Source organism: Algoriphagus sp. 10J20-15, assembly GCF_055809615.1.
Genome location: NZ_JBVVUG010000007.1, coordinates 47,696 through 66,604, shown reverse-complemented (window position 1 = coordinate 66,604; position 18,909 = coordinate 47,696). Strand labels below are relative to the sequence as shown.

General features: G+C 39.8%; 18 protein-coding genes and 1 pseudogene. 14 read left to right on the top strand and 5 right to left on the bottom strand.

Annotated elements, in window-relative coordinates:
* Positions 1 to 34: 34 nt before the first annotated feature.
* A complete protein-coding gene (gene recA, locus AC0L6R_RS04335; RefSeq protein ID WP_283414483.1) occupies positions 35 to 1,063 on the bottom strand; it encodes a recombinase RecA in 1,029 nt (342 codons plus the stop codon).
* 180 nt (positions 1,064 to 1,243) lie between these two features.
* Between recA and AC0L6R_RS04330 the strand changes: the two genes are divergently transcribed.
* The 9 genes from AC0L6R_RS04330 (at position 1,244) to AC0L6R_RS04290 (ending at position 9,351) form a co-directional block, all read left to right on the top strand.
* Entirely contained in the window at positions 1,244 to 2,035 is a 792-nt protein-coding gene (locus tag AC0L6R_RS04330; RefSeq protein WP_283414484.1) for a DUF3108 domain-containing protein, read from the top strand.
* Between the two features lie 151 nt (positions 2,036 to 2,186).
* The gene (locus AC0L6R_RS04325) at positions 2,187 to 2,879 is read left to right on the top strand and encodes a response regulator transcription factor (protein WP_283414485.1); all 693 of its coding nucleotides are present in this window, start codon (positions 2,187 to 2,189) and stop codon (positions 2,877 to 2,879) included.
* A complete protein-coding gene (locus AC0L6R_RS04320) occupies positions 2,880 to 3,956 on the top strand; it encodes a sensor histidine kinase (protein WP_283414486.1) in 1,077 nt (358 codons plus the stop codon).
* Between the two features lie 79 nt (positions 3,957 to 4,035).
* A complete protein-coding gene (locus AC0L6R_RS04315; RefSeq protein WP_283414487.1) occupies positions 4,036 to 4,746 on the top strand; it encodes an RluA family pseudouridine synthase in 711 nt (236 codons plus the stop codon).
* Between the two features lie 181 nt (positions 4,747 to 4,927).
* A complete protein-coding gene (rplM, locus tag AC0L6R_RS04310; protein ID WP_091697417.1) occupies positions 4,928 to 5,371 on the top strand; it encodes a 50S ribosomal protein L13 in 444 nt (147 codons plus the stop codon).
* Positions 5,372 to 5,380: 9 nt separating this feature from the next.
* Positions 5,381 to 5,767, top strand: a complete 387-nt coding sequence (gene rpsI, locus AC0L6R_RS04305) for a 30S ribosomal protein S9 (protein ID WP_111612705.1) — start codon at positions 5,381 to 5,383, stop codon at positions 5,765 to 5,767.
* A gap of 33 nt (positions 5,768 to 5,800) precedes the next feature.
* A complete protein-coding gene (gene rpsB, locus AC0L6R_RS04300; protein ID WP_283414488.1) occupies positions 5,801 to 6,565 on the top strand; it encodes a 30S ribosomal protein S2 in 765 nt (254 codons plus the stop codon).
* 209 nt (positions 6,566 to 6,774) lie between these two features.
* Complete coding sequence (gene tsf, locus AC0L6R_RS04295; RefSeq protein WP_283414489.1) at positions 6,775 to 7,605, top strand: translation elongation factor Ts; 831 nt, start codon at positions 6,775 to 6,777, stop codon at positions 7,603 to 7,605.
* A 78-nt stretch (positions 7,606 to 7,683) separates the two neighbouring features.
* Entirely contained in the window at positions 7,684 to 9,351 is a 1,668-nt protein-coding gene (locus tag AC0L6R_RS04290; RefSeq protein ID WP_473270080.1) for a M1 family metallopeptidase, read from the top strand.
* Between the two features lie 112 nt (positions 9,352 to 9,463).
* On the opposite strand, the gene AC0L6R_RS04285 is transcribed toward AC0L6R_RS04290, so the two are convergent.
* From AC0L6R_RS04285 to mce, 3 genes are all read right to left on the bottom strand, one after another.
* The gene (locus AC0L6R_RS04285; RefSeq protein WP_473270079.1) at positions 9,464 to 10,612 is read right to left on the bottom strand and encodes a 6-bladed beta-propeller; all 1,149 of its coding nucleotides are present in this window, start codon (positions 10,610 to 10,612) and stop codon (positions 9,464 to 9,466) included.
* A 534-nt stretch (positions 10,613 to 11,146) separates the two neighbouring features.
* Positions 11,147 to 12,175, bottom strand: a complete 1,029-nt coding sequence (gene thiL, locus AC0L6R_RS04280; RefSeq protein WP_473270078.1) for a thiamine-phosphate kinase — start codon at positions 12,173 to 12,175, stop codon at positions 11,147 to 11,149.
* A gap of 261 nt (positions 12,176 to 12,436) precedes the next feature.
* Entirely contained in the window at positions 12,437 to 12,838 is a 402-nt protein-coding gene (mce, locus tag AC0L6R_RS04275; protein ID WP_473270077.1) for a methylmalonyl-CoA epimerase, read from the bottom strand.
* 90 nt (positions 12,839 to 12,928) lie between these two features.
* Here mce and AC0L6R_RS04270 point away from each other — a divergent pair, with 90 nt between their 5' ends.
* The 5 genes and pseudogenes from AC0L6R_RS04270 (at position 12,929) to AC0L6R_RS04250 (ending at position 18,458) form a co-directional block, all read left to right on the top strand.
* On the top strand, positions 12,929 to 13,255 hold the full coding sequence (locus AC0L6R_RS04270) for a HesB/IscA family protein (protein WP_192348245.1): 327 nt from the start codon (positions 12,929 to 12,931) through the stop codon (positions 13,253 to 13,255).
* A gap of 107 nt (positions 13,256 to 13,362) precedes the next feature.
* Positions 13,363 to 14,456, top strand: a pseudogene (gene gcvT / locus AC0L6R_RS04265) (glycine cleavage system aminomethyltransferase GcvT).
* Positions 14,457 to 15,170 (top strand): 2-phosphosulfolactate phosphatase, encoded by a 714-nt coding sequence (locus tag AC0L6R_RS04260; RefSeq protein ID WP_473270076.1) that lies wholly within the window; start codon positions 14,457 to 14,459, stop codon positions 15,168 to 15,170.
* Between the two features lie 184 nt (positions 15,171 to 15,354).
* On the top strand, positions 15,355 to 16,833 hold the full coding sequence (locus tag AC0L6R_RS04255; RefSeq protein WP_473270075.1) for an alpha-amylase: 1,479 nt from the start codon (positions 15,355 to 15,357) through the stop codon (positions 16,831 to 16,833).
* A 146-nt stretch (positions 16,834 to 16,979) separates the two neighbouring features.
* Positions 16,980 to 18,458 carry a sulfatase gene (locus tag AC0L6R_RS04250; protein ID WP_473270074.1) on the top strand — a complete coding sequence of 493 codons (1,479 nt, stop codon included), beginning with the start codon at positions 16,980 to 16,982 and terminating at the stop codon, positions 18,456 to 18,458.
* An 8-nt stretch (positions 18,459 to 18,466) separates the two neighbouring features.
* Here AC0L6R_RS04250 and AC0L6R_RS04245 read toward each other — a convergent pair whose 3' ends face one another.
* Positions 18,467 to 18,805, bottom strand: a complete 339-nt coding sequence (locus tag AC0L6R_RS04245; RefSeq protein WP_283414497.1) for a nucleotide pyrophosphohydrolase — start codon at positions 18,803 to 18,805, stop codon at positions 18,467 to 18,469.
* Positions 18,806 to 18,909: the final 104 nt, after the last annotated feature.

The following is an 18,909-nucleotide window of genomic DNA, read 5'->3' as shown; positions in this document are numbered from 1 at the left end:
TTGACAACCGCTTTTTGCTTACTGTAGAAAAGGTTTACTCCTCCTCGACTACTGCGCTAGCTCCTTTCGATAATCCAGAGGCAGCTTTGATCTTTATTTCAAGATCTTCCATCAATTCAGGGTTATCCAAAAGTAGGGTCTTCACAGCTTCACGGCCTTGTCCAAGTTTTTCTCCATTATAGGAGAACCATGAACCTGCCTTTTTGATAATATCCAGTTCCACACCAAGGTCAATGATTTCCCCCACTTTGGAAATACCTTGCCCGTACATGATGTCAAACTCCACTACTTTGAAAGGAGGCGCCACTTTATTTTTCACCACCTTCACCTTAGTTCTATTACCAAGGATATTGTCTGCACTTTCTTTAATCTGACCTATTCTTCTGATATCTAGCCTAACAGACGCATAAAATTTCAATGCATTACCACCAGTCGTAGTTTCAGGATTACCAAACATAACCCCGATCTTCTCACGAAGCTGGTTAATGAAAATACAAGAGCATCCAGTTTTATTAATAGCTCCAGTGAGCTTTCGCAAAGCCTGAGACATCAATCGAGCCTGCAAGCCCATTTTGCTGTCTCCCATATCGCCTTCCAGCTCACCTTTTGGCACCAAAGCAGCCACCGAGTCAATCACAATGATGTCAATAGCTCCTGAACGAATTAAATGCTCGGCTATCTCCAATGCTTGCTCACCATTATCTGGCTGAGAGATCAATAAATTTTCAGTGTCTATACCAAGTTTTTCTGCGTAGCTCTTATCAAATGCATGCTCCGCATCGATGAAAGCCGCCAACCCTCCTGCCTTTTGAGCCTCAGCGATACAGTGCAGTGTCAGGGTAGTTTTTCCAGAAGATTCTGGGCCATATATTTCAATCACTCTGCCTCGGGGAATTCCTCCGACGCCTAATGCTATATCCAACCCTAGTGAGCCAGTAGATATCGCAGGTACATCCACCACTTTATTATCACTAAGCTTCATTACGGTGCCCTTACCGTACGTTTTATCCAGCTTATCGATAGTCAGCTGTAAGGCTTTTAGTTTTTCGGCGTTATTACTCATGCGTTTTGAATTTGTCTTATCAATTATTTAGTGAAAGTAAATAAACAGCAGTCCATTACCAAGGTGTGCTATCCTATTGTTTCGGGATACTAAATTCGTAATTTTAATCGCCTTTCGGCACGTTTTTTCGTAATACCTATAGATTACCCCTCTTTTCGTCAGGTATTGTCATTAAAATTTATGAAAAGAATCCTAGGATCAGTATCAGTACTTCTTTTTTTCACCCTATTCGATCTCTCCGCCCAAGGGTCGGAAGGCACAACGCCATTTACTTTTGGTGAAGAGCTTTCATTTGAAGTATCCTACGGATGGCTGAATCTAGCTGATGCAAAAATGCAGATTGCCAAAAGACCTCAAGAGCAGAACGAAAAACCACATTATAAAATTGATGTGTATGGCAAAACAAAAGGTGCTGCCACCATATTCGGGAAGGTAAACGATAACTGGGGAACTTACTTAGATGTAGCCACCAATTTACCCTCCGTGTCCTACAGACATATTGAAGAAGGGAAATACCGAAAACATGAGTTCGTTCACTTTGACCAAAAGAACAAGAAAGCTACCATGAAGCTTTTTGACAAAGAGAATAGACACTTGAAGGAAACGAAGGATTTTGATTTACCAGGACAAGTTCAGGATTTAGTGAGCGGTTTTTACTATTTGAGAACTCAAGATTTGAAAGATTTGAAGGAGGGAGAGTCAATCTTAATCCGCGGATTCTTTGACAAGGAAATATATAACATAAAGTTAATCTACGAGGGGACTGAAACATTAGACACCAACCTTGGCAAGAAAGAAACTTATATTTTCTCCCCTCAACTCCCGAAGAACAAACTTTTCAGAGGCGATTATCCAGTGAAGGTCTGGGTCACAAAGGATCAGAACAAAATCCCTGTAAAAATCAAAGCAAATCTTTTTATCGGATCATTGAATTTAGACATCATATCTGCGAAGGGACTGAAAAACAACTAATTCAAAAGATCATAACATTAGGATAACATTGTACTGCTATTACCAAATTTTCTTGTCATTTTCATAGTGTGGCTCGTACATAGACAATCTATTGTTTGGCTTCAATCCTTAAATATTCCTTAATTTTAACCCAAACATTAAGAAATCACTGATGAGCGATAAGCAAAAAATCAAAGTTCTGGTAGTTGACGACGAACCTGATATTGTTGAAATCCTGAAATACAATCTCCAAAAAGAAGGCTATGAAGTAGCAACCGCCGAAGATGGAATCAAAGCAGTAAAAGTTGCTGCGAAATTTTTGCCGGATGTGATTCTTCTAGACATCATGATGCCAAATCAGGACGGTGTCGAAACCTGCCTACAGGTAAGACAGATTCCGGAGCTCAAAAACACCTTTATTATTTTCCTTACAGCGCGTATGGAAGAATATTCTGAAGTTGCCGCATTTGACGTCGGAGCGGATGATTACATCACCAAGCCCATCAAGCCTAGAGCGTTGATGAGCAGAATTTCAGCTTTGTTCAGACGTGAATCCAAAAAAGAGCAGGAGCAGATTCAAATCAAAATCCGTGACTTAATCATTGACAGAGGAAGTTATACCATTGACAAGTCTGGAAAGACAATTACCCTGCCCAAGAAAGAATTTGAGTTGTTGTATTTCCTAGCCAAAAACCCTAATATCGTTTTCAGTAGAGACGAACTTCTCCAAAATATCTGGGGTGCCGATGTCTTTGTATTAGCGAGAACTGTAGATGTGCATATTAGAAAAGTGCGTGAAAAGATTGGAGAAGACTACATCACTACTGTGAAAGGTGTAGGCTATAAATTCGAATTAGGGCAATAAATGTTTACCACTTCCAGAGGAATTTCTTTGATCCTGGCTTTAGCCATCTCGGCTCTGGTTGCGGCTTTTTTGTCTTTAATGGATGGCGCAGACCTTCTTTTGCTCCTAGTTGCTTGGGGAGTATCTTTTTCGTCATCCTATTTGCTGATTTCCTTTATGCTGGAGTATTTAATCTTCAAGGAGATTGGGGATATTTATTCTCTTTTAGAAAAAATCCAACGCAAGGATCTTTCTGAAATCAGCGAAAAAGGCCGTAAGGGCTCTATTTCACCACTTAGAAAAATAAATAAAGTCATCAACTCCTATGCGATTGCCCGCCAAAAGGAGATAGACACACTACAGAAAAATGCAGTTTTCCGTCGGGAATTTATTGCTGATATTTCTCATGAATTGAAAACTCCAATTTTTGCCACTCAGGGCTACATCCACACACTGCTTGACGGCGCTATAGATGACAAGCAAGTTCGTATGCGCTTTCTGAAGCGAGCAGCTAAAAGCCTCGACTCTCTAGATATCCTAGTTCAAGATCTTCTGACACTTAACCAAATGGAAAGTGGTGTAATCAAATTTAACTTTACAGAATTTGATTTAAAGGAACTCTTGGAAGAAGTAATGGAAGAGCTGGAGCACAAAGCTTCTAAGCGTGACATGCACATAAAGTTTGAGGTGCAGCCTGACAAGCATTACCTTACGAATGGCGACAGACAAAAGATTTACCGGGTTTGTCAAAACCTAATCTTCAATGCCATGAAATACAATCAAAATGGCGGTGAGGTACAGGTAGTATTAAAAACCCATAAAAACACTATCCAAGTAGATGTGACCGATGACGGCCCGGGAATCCCGCCTGAAGATCTGAAGAGAATTTTTGAACGATTCTATCGTGTGGAGAAAAGTAGAAATAAAAAAGAAGGAGGCACAGGCCTCGGTCTGGCCATTGTTAAACATATTCTGGAGGGTCACAAAAGCAAGATTTCGGTGAGTTCAACAGTTGGTAAAGGTTCTATTTTCAGCTTTTCTCTTCCATTGGTGAAAAGCGACTCTATGGAGGACAAACATAAAGCGGCAACTCTCTAAGAATAAAACCTAGAGAAGTTTTTTAACCATCCTTTTTTTCCTACTTTTGCAGCCTCAATTGAAAGAGGCAGGAGAATCCATGAAGAAAGTAGATTTTGACAATCTTATTCTGTTTGAAAACGAGGATTACCTGGTAATCAATAAACCGCCGTACCTATCAAGCTTAGACGATAGACACGAAGCGCAGAACATCCTAGACCTTGCCAAGGCACACACCCCCGATGCCCAGCTGTGCCATAGATTGGATAAGGAAACTTCAGGATGTCTAGTGATTGCCAAGAATCCAGCGGCCTACAGGCATTTGGCTATGCAGTTTGAAAGCAGAAAAGTAAACAAAGTCTATCATGCAGTGGTGGAAGGGATCAAGGAATTCAGCGATGAGCTGGTAGACCGAAATCTCTTAGCCAACAACAAAGGAATCGCCAAAGTAAGTAAGGATGGCAAGCCAGCACAGACAGTTTTCAATACCTTGAAGACTTACTATGCGCACACCCTAGTCGAATGCAAGCCCATCACTGGGAGATTGCATCAGATCAGGGTTCATTTGGCTTATCTGAAGTCACCCATTTGTGGTGACACCTTATATGGAGGCAACCCTTTATACCTTTCTTCTATCAAGCGTCGCTTCAATTTAAAAAAAGAGACAGAAGAATTACCAATTATGCAGCGGGTTTCGCTTCATGCTTATTCGATTGGATTTAAGGGTCTGGATGACAAGGAAATATTCGTAAATGCGCCCTATCCTAAGGATTTCAAGGTTTTGGTCAATCAACTAGAGAAAACCAGCTAAGAGATTTAGATCGAAAAAGAGCAAGAAACAACCGGTTTTAAGAGGTAGTAAAACGCTAAGCCTGTGAAAATTAGGACTTAGTATTGGAAATATTTTGCATCGAAAATAAAATACTCCTATCTTTGTGTCCCTTTTTGAGGGTGAAATAAATTTAACAAGCTAAATATTAAACAGTTACACAGTGGATACTTTGAGCTATAAGACCGTATCAGCCAATGCCGCGACTGCAGATAAGCAATGGGTGGTAGTGGATGCCCAAGCAGCAGTTTTGGGTAGATTGGCTAGTGAGGTAGCAAAAATCTTAAGAGGTAAGACGAAGCCAAGCTTCACCCCTCACGCTGATTGTGGTGACAACGTCATCGTAATCAACTCTGACAAAATCAGATTAACTGGTGACAAGTGGGACTCAAAAGTTTATGTGAGACACACAGGTTACCCAGGTGGACAGCGTATTTCTACGCCAAGATTATTGAAAGACAAGTCTTCAACTATCTTGATCGAGAAAGCTGTAAGAGGCATGTTGCCTAAAAACAGATTGGGAAGAAAATTATACGGCAACTTGTACGTGTATGAAGGATCTGAGCATCCACATACTGCACAGCAGCCTAAAGCCATCACTCTTTAATCGACTATAATGGATATTATCAACAAAATCGGTAGAAGAAAAACCTCTGTAGCCAGAATTTACATGGCGCCAGGAAAAGGTGAAATCACCGTGAACAACAGAGCACTTGACGTTCACTTCCCTTTTGAACTTCACCAGATCGTAGTAAAGCAGCCTCTTACTCTAGTAGGTGTAGAAGGTAACTACGACATCAAAATCAATGTAGATGGTGGCGGAAGTACAGGTCAGGCAGAGGCAGCTCGTATGGCTATCTCTCGTGCTTTGTGCGAATTCGACGCAGAACACAGACCTGCATTGAAAAAAGAAGGTTTCCTTACTCGTGACCCTAGAATGGTGGAACGTAAGAAGCCAGGACGTAGAAAAGCAAGAAGAAAATTCCAGTTCTCAAAACGTTAATCTGGATTTACTTCAGAATATACAAATTATATTATGGCCAAATTAGAATATAAAGACTTACTAGATGCTGGTGTTCACTTCGGACACTTGACGAGAAAGTGGGATCCAAGAATGTCTCCATACATTTTCATGGAGAAGAATGGTATCCACATTATCGATCTTAATAAAACGCTTGTATGCCTCGACGAAGCATCTAACGCAATCAAGCAAATTGTACGTTCAGGCAAAAAAGTGATGTTCGTTGCTACTAAGAAGCAAGCGAAAGATCTTGTAGCTACTGAAGCGAAGAGACTTAACATGCCTTTCGTAACTGAAAGATGGTTAGGTGGTATGTTGACCAACTTCGCTACAATCCGTAAATCATTGAAGAAAATGTCCGGTTTGGACAAATTGATGAAGGAGGAAGCTTATAAGAACCTTGCGAAAAAAGAGCGTTTGATGGTTTCCCGTCAGAAAGACAAAATGGAAGATGTTCTTGGCGGTATCGCTGACTTGAGCAGACTACCTGCAGCTCTTTTCATCGTGGACATCAAAAGAGAACACATTGCAATTGCTGAAGCGAAAAAGCTTGGTATCCCTGTTTTCGCATTAGTAGATACGAACTCTAACCCAAATGAGGTTGACTTCCCTATCCCTGCTAATGACGATGCTTTCAAGTCCGTATCTTTACTAGTTAAAGCGTTCGGCGCAGCAATCGAAGAAGGTCTTTCAGAACGCAAGAGAGACAAAGAAGACGCTAAACTTACTGAAGAGGAAGAAGCGAAGAAAGCTGTGGACGCTGCTGAAACAAAAGATTAATCCACTACTTGATTGAAATATATTAAAAATTGAACATCAGGTTTCGGCCTATGTTCAATTTTTTTGTTTTACCTGCATTTGTCCTGTGAGGCTTTTCCTAGTGACCAAATGCTCCCTAGTACCGAATTAAAACCCTCCTAGTTCTTCACAAAGACTACAAGGTTTTCGAAATAGAATTATATCGTTTAATCATACAAACTGATAATACCATGGCAATTACTGCACAAGAAGTAAACAAATTGAGACAAATGACCGGCGCCGGTATGATGGATTGCAAAAAAGCTCTTACGGAATCTGAAGGCGATTTCGAAAAAGCTGTTGATATCCTCAGAAAGAAAGGTCAAAAAGTATCTGCTTCCAGAGCTGATCGTGAAACTAAAGAAGGTGTAGCTGTAACTAAAGTAACTGAAAACGGTGCTAAAGGAACATTGCTTACACTTACTTGCGAAACCGACTTTGTTGCTAAGAATGAAGAATTCGGTGCATTTGCAAACACACTACTTGATCTTGCAGTAGAAAAAGGAGCATCTTCTGTAGAAGAAATCCTTGCACTACCTTACGAAAACATCACTGTTGCTGAGAAAATCACTGAGATGACTGGTAAAATCGGTGAAAAACTTGAGATCTCTCATTACGAAGTGATCACTGCAGAAACTGTAGTTCCTTACATCCACTCAAATGGTAAATTAGGTGTATTGGTAGGATTGACTAACACTAGCGGAACTGACGTAGAAGAAGCTGGTAAAGACGTGGCAATGCAAATTGCAGCGATGAACCCAGTAGCTCTTGATAAAGACGGCGTTGATTCTTCTGTAGTAGAAAGAGAAATCGAAGTTGGTAAAGAGCAAGCAAGAGCTGAAGGTAAGCCTGAAGAAATGCTTGAGAAAATCGCTTTGGGTAAACTGAACAAGTTCTACAAAGAGAATACACTTCTAAGCCAGTCTTTCGTAAAAGACAACAACAAGACTATCGCTCAGTATCTTGATAGCGTAAGCAAAGGAATGACTGTATCTGCATTCAAAAGAGTATCAATCGGTTAACCCGAAGGATTCCTAATCTCAAAAAACCTCTTCAATTAAGTTTGAAGAGGTTTTTTTTATTTTAGTTACAAACGCCAGATGAAAAATTTAAATTCAAAGCCATTAATCGCAAAAGCAAGTCAGCAAATTATATTAGCTTTTGCTTTTGAAAGTCATACCCCACATCAGATGAAAAATATTCTTACTACTGCACTTTTACTAGTTGCTTTGGTTTCTTCTAGCCTCGGTCAAAATTGGGATTGGGGAGGACCGATTGATCCGCTGCAAGCAAGGTTTGAGGTGAAGCATTACCGGCTGGAATTAGAACTTTTCCCAGAGAGTAAATCAATCAAAGGTAAAAGCACCATCACATTTTCTACCAGCACTCAATTAGACACACTTCGTCTAGACCTTATCGATGAGTATAAAGTGACAAGCGTCCAGGCCAAAGGAGCTGAATTGGAGTTTTCACATAACAATGATCTCATAGATATTCTCATCACTGCTTGTTCCTGCGATGCTGTGGATATTTACTATGAGGGAATAACCCCAATTGCGATAAATCCACCATGGGAAGGTGGCTTTACTTGGAAAAAAGATCAATTAGGAAATGATTGGATGGGACTATCATCTCAAGGAGAAGGTGCAAAGATATTCATGCCTGCACTGGATCATCCATCTTCAGAAGCCGCAGAGGGCGTTGATCTTTTGATCACTGTTCCAAAACCTTATTTCATAGCAGCTAATGGGCGTCTAGCCCAAGTAACACAGAAAGAAGACAAGCAGACGTATCATTGGACAACAGCTTATCCTATAAATAATTATGGGATCAACTTTACGATGGGCGTTTTTCATGAAGAAGTGATAAGTTTCACCTCAGTTTCTGGTGATCAAATCCCCATGCATGTCTGGGTTTTACAGGAAAACAAAGCCAGAGCAAAAGACATTTTGGAGGTACTAAAAGTATCTACAGAAACTCATGAGAAATATTTTGGAGCATACCCGTGGCCAAAAGATAAGGTAGCAATAGTGGAAACGCCCTATCTCGGAATGGAGCATCAGACCATCAATGCATATGGAAACTTCTATCGTTTCGTGAAAATGGGCGCGGTCAATTATGATAATTTATTGCACCATGAACTAGGCCATGAATGGTTTGGAAATAAGGTTTCTGTCGGTGATTGGGCGGACTTCTGGATTCATGAGGGAATTACTGCCTACGGAGACTGGCTTTACTACTTAGAGCATGGCGGTGAAGAGGCTTACTTCGAAAAAGTAGGTGGAACTTTGAAATCTATCAGTCATTCCAAGCCAGTGGCCAGCCCTGTAAATAGTACCGAAGAGGAGGCTTATCATTCAGAGATTTATACAAAGGGAGCGTACATCATGCATTCCCTACGCGGAATTTTAGGTGACGAAGTTTTCTTCCCGATGTTGAAATCCTTCGCGAATGATCCTCGATTCACCTATAAAAACCAAGTCAATACGCGTGATTTTATTGATTTTGTAACTTCATTTACAGGAGAAAATTTGGAAGGTTTTTTTCAGTTATATCTCTACACAACTGATATTCCAGAAGTAAAAATCTCTAAAAAGGGAAACAATGGTTTTGAAGTTTCACTGCAAGGAATTGACTTCGAACTGCCTGTGGAACTGAAAACAGATAAGGGAATCGAGACAGTTAAGCTAGGTAAGAAACCACTTTTGATTAATAGCAAGACTGCACCAATCGTCGATCCAAGAGGTTGGCTAATGCTTAAAAAATAATCCCTAAGCATGGAAGCTTAAAAGACTCTTGATCATAAAAAAGCCTCTTCAAGTAAGTTTGAAGAGACTTTTTATACTTTAAATGGTTTATCGTTTCTCAGAACAAGAAAAATTACTTATCCTTAATTCTGTATACAAATAATACTGGATTACCATCTTCTTCCACCTTATACTTTAAAGCAAATTCATTATAAGCTTTGTCATTACCATTTTTCTTGTTCAGATATATCTTTAATTCTCTAGGGAATATGGCCCAAGTAATAAATCCCGGCATTCTGGAATCGGTGGGAACAGCGCTAAAATCTGGACAAATCCCATCCATATTATTTTCAAATGTAGCCAAGTTTGCAGTATTTCTATTTTTTATCCAAAGTCCTAATTCACGGCGAGCTCCCTTATCTATATTGAAAAACAATATATTTTTGCTATCAATCATATGACTATTGATTGAGTATTGATCTTTATCTCTTAATTCCCTCACATAATCTACTGCCTCATATGCGGAATGATTTGGAACGAATTCATTATTTGAAAAGGTAAATTTTATTTGACGAAGGACATCATTATCGGAAAACTGAAATACCGAATTACTCCCCCAATCTTTAAAATATATTGATTTTTCATCATAGGATAATGAAAAATATGGAGGACTCATTCCTCTTGTAATTATTGTTCTATCCTCATCATTGATATTGATTGCAGTTGTAGTATTTGTATTAAAATTAAATTTCAACACTTTTTCTCCTTCATTAACAGCTAATCCATCATAAAAGAATAAATCTTCATTTGAAATAACCAAATCATAGATTGATGTTCCTTTAAATTTTACTTCACTTACCCAATTTCCTTTTAAATCGTAACTTATCAGCTTTCCTAGTCTCCCATCATAAACTACTAATTGATCTAATTCTTTGTTAATGGTGAAATCTCTAGCGGAATACAACTCATTTGGCCCCATCCCTTCAGCCTCCTTTTTAAAAATCAATTTTCCGGATTTATCAAAACAAAAGATCGTATTCGTTGCGCTTCTATTAAGGACAAAAATTAGATCGTCGACTATCAGTGTTTTAGTAATTCCACTAATTAACACATCATCAGTTGTTTGGAGAGGGATAACTTTAACTGATTCAAATATATCTGTAAATTCTAGTTTCAACTTATTAGAAACATTAACCTTAATAACCAGATCAGAACTAGTTAGTTCATCTTGAGAACATGAAAAAATCAGAATCAAGAATAGTACTAAATATAAATTTTTCATAAAATGATAGGCTGTCTATCAAAGACAGCCTAAAATAGATTAACCAAGTTCATAACATTGAGGCTCAGGGTCCAATTCTAAACCTGGACAACATTGAATTTCATCATATTCACATTCTTCAAAATGAAGCCAAACATTTTCATTTGCACAATACTTTTCAGTCGAGCTGTATAGGGAATAAGATAATTGAGGAACTGAGCAACTTGGATCCCTTTTTTAGCAAAAGCTTGATTCTGGACAATTTGATCTAAACTGATTTGAGGAATAATTGAAGTTTCTTTGAAATCAATGCTAGGCCCAATATTAAAAAATAATATTGTTGCTAAACAAACCGCTTTGGATAATACATGAGTCTTCATAAAGAAATTAAGTTTATAACTAAAACATTTTCTAATTCTAAAAAAAACACAGAAAACCCTAATTGTAGCTGAAGTTTATCTTTGCAATACGAATAAAATGTAATTAATTAAGAACATTTATAAAGTTGAAAGCTACCTACACGAAATGGTAGATTTAAGTCGAAACTAATTCATATCAAAAATGCTTCCAGCCCTGTGCTTTGATTTGCACGGCAGTTCCACTTTTTGTAACCAAGAATTTACCTTCCTCAGCCTTGCTGATATGTCCGATAAAGTGGATATCCGGATGCTTTTCTAGCTTTGCAAAATCGTTTTGATCAATCGTGAATAGCAACTCGTAGTCTTCGCCCCCATTCATCACGCAGGTGATAGGATCTAGATTCAGTTCCACAGCCGTATCAAAAGTCTGCTTATCAATCGGAAGTTTATCTTCATAGATCGTAGCTCCTACTCCTGATGCTTTGCAGATATGAAAAATCTCTGAAGCTAAGCCATCAGAAATATCCATCATACTTGTTGGCACTACTTCCATTTCTCGAAGTTCATGGATGATATCAACCCGTGCATCTGGCTTCAGCTGGCGGGCAGTGACTAAAGTATATTTCCCTAAATCAGGCTTCATTTCTGGATTAGCTAGAAAAACTTCCTTTTCACGCTCCAGGATTTGCAATCCAACCAAAGCTGCTCCCAAATCACCAGTCACACAAAGAATATCATTTTCTTTGGCACCGGATCTATAAGAGATTTGCTCAGGCTTTGCTTCGCCAATTGCCGTAACAGAGATCACCAAACCACTTCTGGAAGCCGTAGTATCACCGCCAATCAAATCCACACCATAATGCTCACATGCTGCATGAATTCCTTCATAGAGCGCATCAATAGCTTCTACTGAGAACCTATTGGATAGTGCGATGCTTACGGTGATCTGCTTAGGCACAGCATTCATAGCCGCCACGTCAGACACATTCACTGCCACTGCTTTGAACCCCAAGTGAGGTAATGGCGCATAGGAAAGATCAAAATGAACCCCTTCTACCAATAAATCAGTAGTCACAACTTTGACCATGTTTCCAGCTTCAATCACGGCAGCATCGTCACCAATACCTTTCACAGTGCTGGAATTTTTAATTATTACTTTTTCATTCAAGTGATCGATCAATCCGAATTCACCCAAATCGCTTATTTCTGTTCTCTTTTCTGACATAGTATTTTTTCTCACGGCGACACATCGGCGCAACAGTTTTAACTCATTTATTCTTTTGGCACTTCATGATAATTTAGATTTACGAAGTACGATTTACGAGATGCACAGTAGATTTGATGTCATTTACAAACTTTACCACTTTTCAACCTTGCCACACTTAATCAGCTTATGGAGGGAATTTTCCAATCTTCCAATTTTCCAATGTTTCAATTATGAATAATGAAGTACACCAAACTTTACAACCTTACCACCTACAACTACTCAACTCACCTCCTGACACAATTCAATCAAAACACCATTCGTGCTCCGAGGATGCAAAAATACCACTAATTTATTGTCTGCCCCAAGTTTGGGTGTTTCATTCAGGATTTCGAAACCTTCCGCTTTCAATCGTTCTACTTCAACATTGATATCTTCTACATCAAATGCGATATGATGTACACCTTCCGATTTTCGCTCTAGGAATTTAGCAATCGGGCTACTTTCATCCGTAGCCTGAAGCAGTTCCAATTTCGTTTCTCCGACCTGAAAGAATGATGTAGCTACTTTTTCTCCCTCCACTTCCTCAGTTTTAAAGTGCTTTTTACCCAGTAACTTCTCAAAGAGCTCATTGGATTTCTCCAGATCCTGAACGGCTATGCCTATATGCTCGATTTTCCTCATGCTTAAAATTGCTATATTTGCATTGAATCATTTTGGGAGTGATACTGTTTTCCCATTACTTCAACTTAAGACAAAGTAATAAATAAAGATATGATAATCGTTTCTGACAAAGCCAAAGAGCGTATCCTACAGCTCAAAAAAGAGGAAGGACGCGCAGAAAATGAGAATATACGTGTTTCGGTGAAAGGTGGCGGCTGTTCAGGTCTAATGTACGATTTAGGCTTTGATGGTGCTCAAGTGGAAACTGACCACGTATTTGAGGACAAAGGAGTGAAAATCCTGGTGGATAGAAAAAGCTTATTATACCTAGCTGGAACTACGCTGGAATTCACAGATGGACTGAACGGAAAAGGCTTCCAATTTGTGAACCCTAATGCAAGCAGAACCTGTGGATGCGGAGAAAGCTTCTCTGTATAAGCGTTAAATCTTGATAATCATTAGAAGGCAACCTGATCAGGTTGCCTTTTTTAGTGCATTTTTCGCCTCAATCCTTACCTTTGCCCACTAGAAAATTAACCCAGATTATGGAAGAGCAAATCAAAAAAATCCAACTCAATGACTTGCACGTTGCCCTTGGCGGTAAAATGGTGCCTTTCGCAGGATATAACATGCCTGTACGTTACAGTTCTGATAATGAAGAGCACCTTTGCGTGAGAAATGGCGTTGGCGTTTTTGATGTCTCCCACATGGGCGAATTTATGGTAGAAGGCCCAGAGGCACTCAACCTAATCCAAAAAGTAACTTCCAACGATGCCTCCAAAATCGTGGATGGACAAGCACAGTATTCTTGCTTTCCTAATGCTACAGGAGGTATTGTTGATGACCTGATCGTTTACAAATTTGAAGACGAGAAGTACATGCTGGTGGTAAACGCTTCCAATATCGATAAAGATTGGGCATGGGTAAACCAGCACAATACCATGGGTGCGAAGCTGACAAACATCTCTGATGATATTTCCCTTTTGCTATCCAAGGACCAAAGGCAATCGAAGCTGTTCAAGCATTAACTCCAGTTAATCTTGCTGACATTAAATTCTATCATTTTACTGTAGGTGAATTTGCCGGAGTTCAGGATGTGATCATCTCAGGAACTGGTTATACAGGTGCTGGAGGGTTTGAGATCTACGTGAAAAACGAAGATGCTGAAAAAGTATGGAACGCTGTGTTCGAAGCTGGAAAAGACTTCGACATCAAGCCAATCGGTCTTGGTGCTAGAGATACACTCCGTATGGAAATGGGCTATTGTCTCTATGGAAATGACATCACAGATACCACTTCTCCTTTGGAAGCTGGACTGGGTTGGATCACCAAATTCACCAAAGACTTCACCAATTCCGAAGCGCTAAAAGCTCAGAAAGAAGCGGGTGTTACCAAGAAGTTGGTTGGTTTTGTGATGCAGGAAAGAGGAATTCCTAGAGGTCATTATAAAATAGTGGATGAAGCAGGAAATGAGATCGGAGAAGTGACTTCCGGTACTCAATCTCCAAGCATGGGAGTGGGTATAGGACTGGGATATGTGAAAACTGAGTTTAGCAAAGCTGGAACTGAGATTTTCATCCAGGTAAGAAACAAGAACCTTAAAGCTCAAGTGGAGAAACTTCCACTTTTGAAAAAATAAATGCAACAAGTAGAAATCTGTTTCAGTCCAGACTTAATTCATCTGCATGAACTGCAAGGCAAGATTGTGGTCGTGGTCGATATATTTCGCGCCACTTCCACCATGGTTGCTGCGCTGGCAAATGGAATTACAGAAATTAAAACCTGTGCTGATCTCGAAGAATGCAGAGCAATGGCATCTGCTGGTTATTTGATCGCTGGCGAAAGAAATGGAATAATGGCCGAGGGCTTCCAACTCGGAAACTCTCCCCTAGCCTACCTGTCCAGAGATTATCAAAGCCAAAAGCTAGCCATGACTACTACCAATGGCACCTTGGCAATTTCTAAATCTACTGGTGCTGATGAAATTCTGATTGGCGCTTTCCCAAATCTTCAAGCCACAGTAAGCTATATACAGTCTCGCAATAAGGATGTGTTGATTCACTGTGCAGGCTGGAAAGGCAAATTCAATCTGGAAGATTCTTTGTACGCTGGTGCTCTCGTAAAAGCCTTAGAAGCTAGCCATGATGCAGAAGATGATGCTGCGATAGCCATGAAATCTCTCTACGAGAAGGAAGGACATAATTTGAAAGGCTTTCTATCTCAGGCTTCCCATGCTAAGCGCCTTCAAAATCATAACATAGATTCTGATATAGATTTTTGTCTAACGCTAGACCTTTATTCTTTAGTTGGTAAAGTAGAAAATGAAACATTAGTAGCTGTGGAAAATTGGTAGAAACAAACATTTTCAAAAGTGAATACTTTCAAAGCTCGGTAGAATTCTATCGAGCTTTGGTGTTTTTTAGGGTTAATAGTTCCCCATTTTGAAGCATAAAATCCCGCTTAAAAATTGTTTAAACCATCTTTAAAATTTGGCGTTTACCGATTAATCTTAACCACTAACTAACCAACTTTTAAGTATGAAAAACGGGACAATGATCCAATATTTCCATTGGTATTCTCCAGAGGATACCATTTGGAAAGAAGTAAAAGAAAAAGCCGAATACCTAGGCTACCTCGGCATCACCAGCGTATGGCTACCACCTGCAGGCAAAGGAGAAAATGGCGGAAGAAGCAGCGGATACGATACGTACGATTTATTTGACTTGGGGGAGTTTGATCAAAAAGGATCAGTAAGAACAAAGTACGGAACCAAGGATGAATTCATCGAAGCCACTCAAGCACTTCATGACCGAGGCATTCAGGTAATTGTCGACTTTGTACTGAACCATAAAGCCGGAGGAGATGAATCGGAAATTTTGAAGGCTGTGAAAGTGAATGAGGAAAACCGGCTGGAAACCATCTCTGAACCCTATGATATCGAGGCGTTTACACGATTTACTTTTCCGGGTAGAAATGGGAAATATTCGGATTTTATCTGGGATCACAATTGCTTCAGCGGAGTAGATTTCGACCATAGAAATCAGGAACATGGTATTTTCAATCTCATGAGCGAATATGGAAACGATTGGGAGGAAATGATTGACGACGAAAAAGGGAACTATGACTTCCTGATGTTCTGCGACATTGAATTCAGAAATCCCGCGGTACGACAAGAAATTCTACACTATGCCTTATGGCTTCATGAGCTCACTTACTACGATGGGGTTAGGCTGGACGCCGTCAAGCATATTGCGCCAGAGTACTTTCAGGAATTGATGTATTTTCTCCGTGAGAAAACCGGAAAAGACATTTTCGCTGTAGGTGAATATTGGGCGCCTGGCCATCTGGAATTGCTGCTAAAATATATTGAAGCTACTGACGGCACGATGAGCTTGTTTGACTCAGCACTGCAGCATAATTTTCACATTGCTTCTAATTCTGGAAGTGACTATGATCTAAGGAAGATATTTGACAAAACATTGGTTGCTCATAGCCCAGACCTTGCTGTCACACTGGTCGATAATCATGACACACAGCCATTGCAGTCTTTGGAGGCTCCAGTCGAATATTGGTTCAAACCCTTGGCTTATGCTTTGATTCTGCTTCGCAAAGATGGATATCCTTGCGTCTTTCATCCAGATCTTTATGGCGCGAGCTATTGGGACAAGGGCCAAGATGGTGAGGATCATGAGATTTTCATCAATCGGGTAGATGAGTTGGAAAATTTGCTTTATGCGCGAAAAGATTTTGCTTTTGGCATGCAGCGAGACTACTTCGAAAGTCCAAATGTGCTTGGTTGGACCAGAGAAGGAAACGACGAACACGGAGGTTGTGCTGTAGTTCTATCCAATGCAGATGGGGCAACTGTCTCCATGGAAATCGGTTCTCGCTATGCCGGTAAGAAGTTCAAAGACATGCTGGGTAAAATCCAGGACGAGGTTTGGGTAAATGAATCAGGCTGGGGAGATTTTCATTGCGCTCCTGGATCAGTCTCGGTTTGGACAGAAGCGGATTAAACTATTGCTAAGAGCTGGAATATTAATCTCCAGCTCTTATTCTTTTCCCTCTTTTCTTCCTAGCTCCATAAAACCCAATCAATCAAATTCTACTTTTATCTTGACAGCAAATGCCCTAGATTGACTGGTTGAAAACATAGCAGTAAATGGCATACAGATTTTTAAAACATACATTTCTTATTGCTTCACTAGGATTAATTATTATTCCGAGTTTTGCACAAGTAAATAGACCAAATGTACTTTTCATCGCTGTAGACGATCTTCGATCAGAATTAGGGCATTTTGAAAATAGCAGCATCATCACTCCCAACCTTGACAAGCTCGCTGCTGAAGGTGTAAGTTTTACCAAGCATTTTGTCCAAGTCCCAACTTGTGGAGCTTCCCGTGCTGCTTTTCTGACAGGTAAAAGACCAAGCCGAACCGCAGAACTAGGTAACAACATCATGCAGGATGAATTTCCCAAAAAACCAGAAGGAGAAATACCTGAAACTTTTGTTCATCACTTGAGAAGAAATGGATATTACACCATAGGATTGGGCAAAATTTCCCACTCTGCTGATGGCTTTGTTTATGGGTACGAAGAGGAAGTTTCTGATAAAAAAGAACTGCCTTATAGTTGGGATGAATTCCTTTTTGACGCAGGGAAATGGGGAACTGGTTGGAATGCATTCTTTGGGTATGCAGATGGAGAAAATCGCCAAAGCATGAAAAAACAAGTCAAACCATATGAAGCTGGTGATGTGGACGACTTGGGTTATCCAGATGGACTGACAGCTCAATTAGCGATCAAAAAACTAAGAGAACTAAAAGACAGCTCCCAACCTTTTTTCTTGGGAGTAGGTTTCTTCAAACCACATTTGCCTTTTACCGCTCCAAAAAAATATTGGGACCTATACGATGAGGTAAAGATACCATTGGCCAAGAACCCAACAATCCCTAAAAATGTAGCTCGTCAAAGCTTACTCGAAAGTGGTGAATTCAACGGCTATCAACTGGGAGAAGAAAAAGCCGGGCTTGACAGAAAATTCTCTGATGAATATGCACACAAAATCAAACATGCGTATTATGCGGCTGCTAGCTATTCGGACGCTCAAATCGGTTTGATCCTAGACGAGCTAAAAGCGCTGGAACTGGATCAAAATACAATTGTGATCGTATGGGGAGATCATGGTTGGCACCTTGGCGAGCAGCAAATCTGGGGCAAGCATACACTTTTCGAAAATGCTTTAAATTCAGCGCTGATCTTTAAAATCCCGGGTTCTAAGGTTAGTAAAATTGATAATTCTATAGTCGAGTCTGTTGATATTTACCCAACTTTGATGGAATTAGTAGGCGTGGAAAAGCCGAATAATCTGGATGGAGAAAGTTTTGCTTCTCTATTAAATTCCAAAAATTCTCAAAAAGGGAATGTAGCTTATTCTTATTATCATAATGGAATATCGATGCGGACAGACCGCTATAGACTGACTAAATATTTTAGAGAAGCTGAGCCGACAATTGAGCTTTATGATCATCAAACAGACCCATTAGAATCTATCAATATAGCAGCGGAAAACCCCGAACTCGTGGCGAATTTGATGCCTATATTGGAAGAAGGAAATACTGGACTTTACGATAAAAAGTAAGCGGTAATTTATTTCAACTTCTCATTATTCTTGTGTCTGTCGATATCACGAATATTCTTCTTTTCAAAGTTCTTTTTCATTGCTTCAGTAAGGTCAACTCCTGTTTGATTGGCGAGACAGATCAACACCCAAAGCACATCTGCCATTTCATCGCCTAGATCTTTTCCTTTATCAGATTCCTTGAAAGATTGCTCTCCGTAAGTCCTTGACATGATTCTAGCCAACTCCCCCACTTCTTCCATTAAAATAGTCATGTTAGTAAGCTCATTGAAATAGCGAACGCCAACTGTCTTGATCCATTGATCCACTTGCTCTTGCGCCTCTTTTATAGTGATTTCCTCTTTCATAAATGATTTATGTTTAGCCAAAATTAACAATCTATTGATGCACTGGCAGGTCATTTTTCAGAGAAAAGGATCAGTTATTGATAATTGATATATTTTTCAGAATA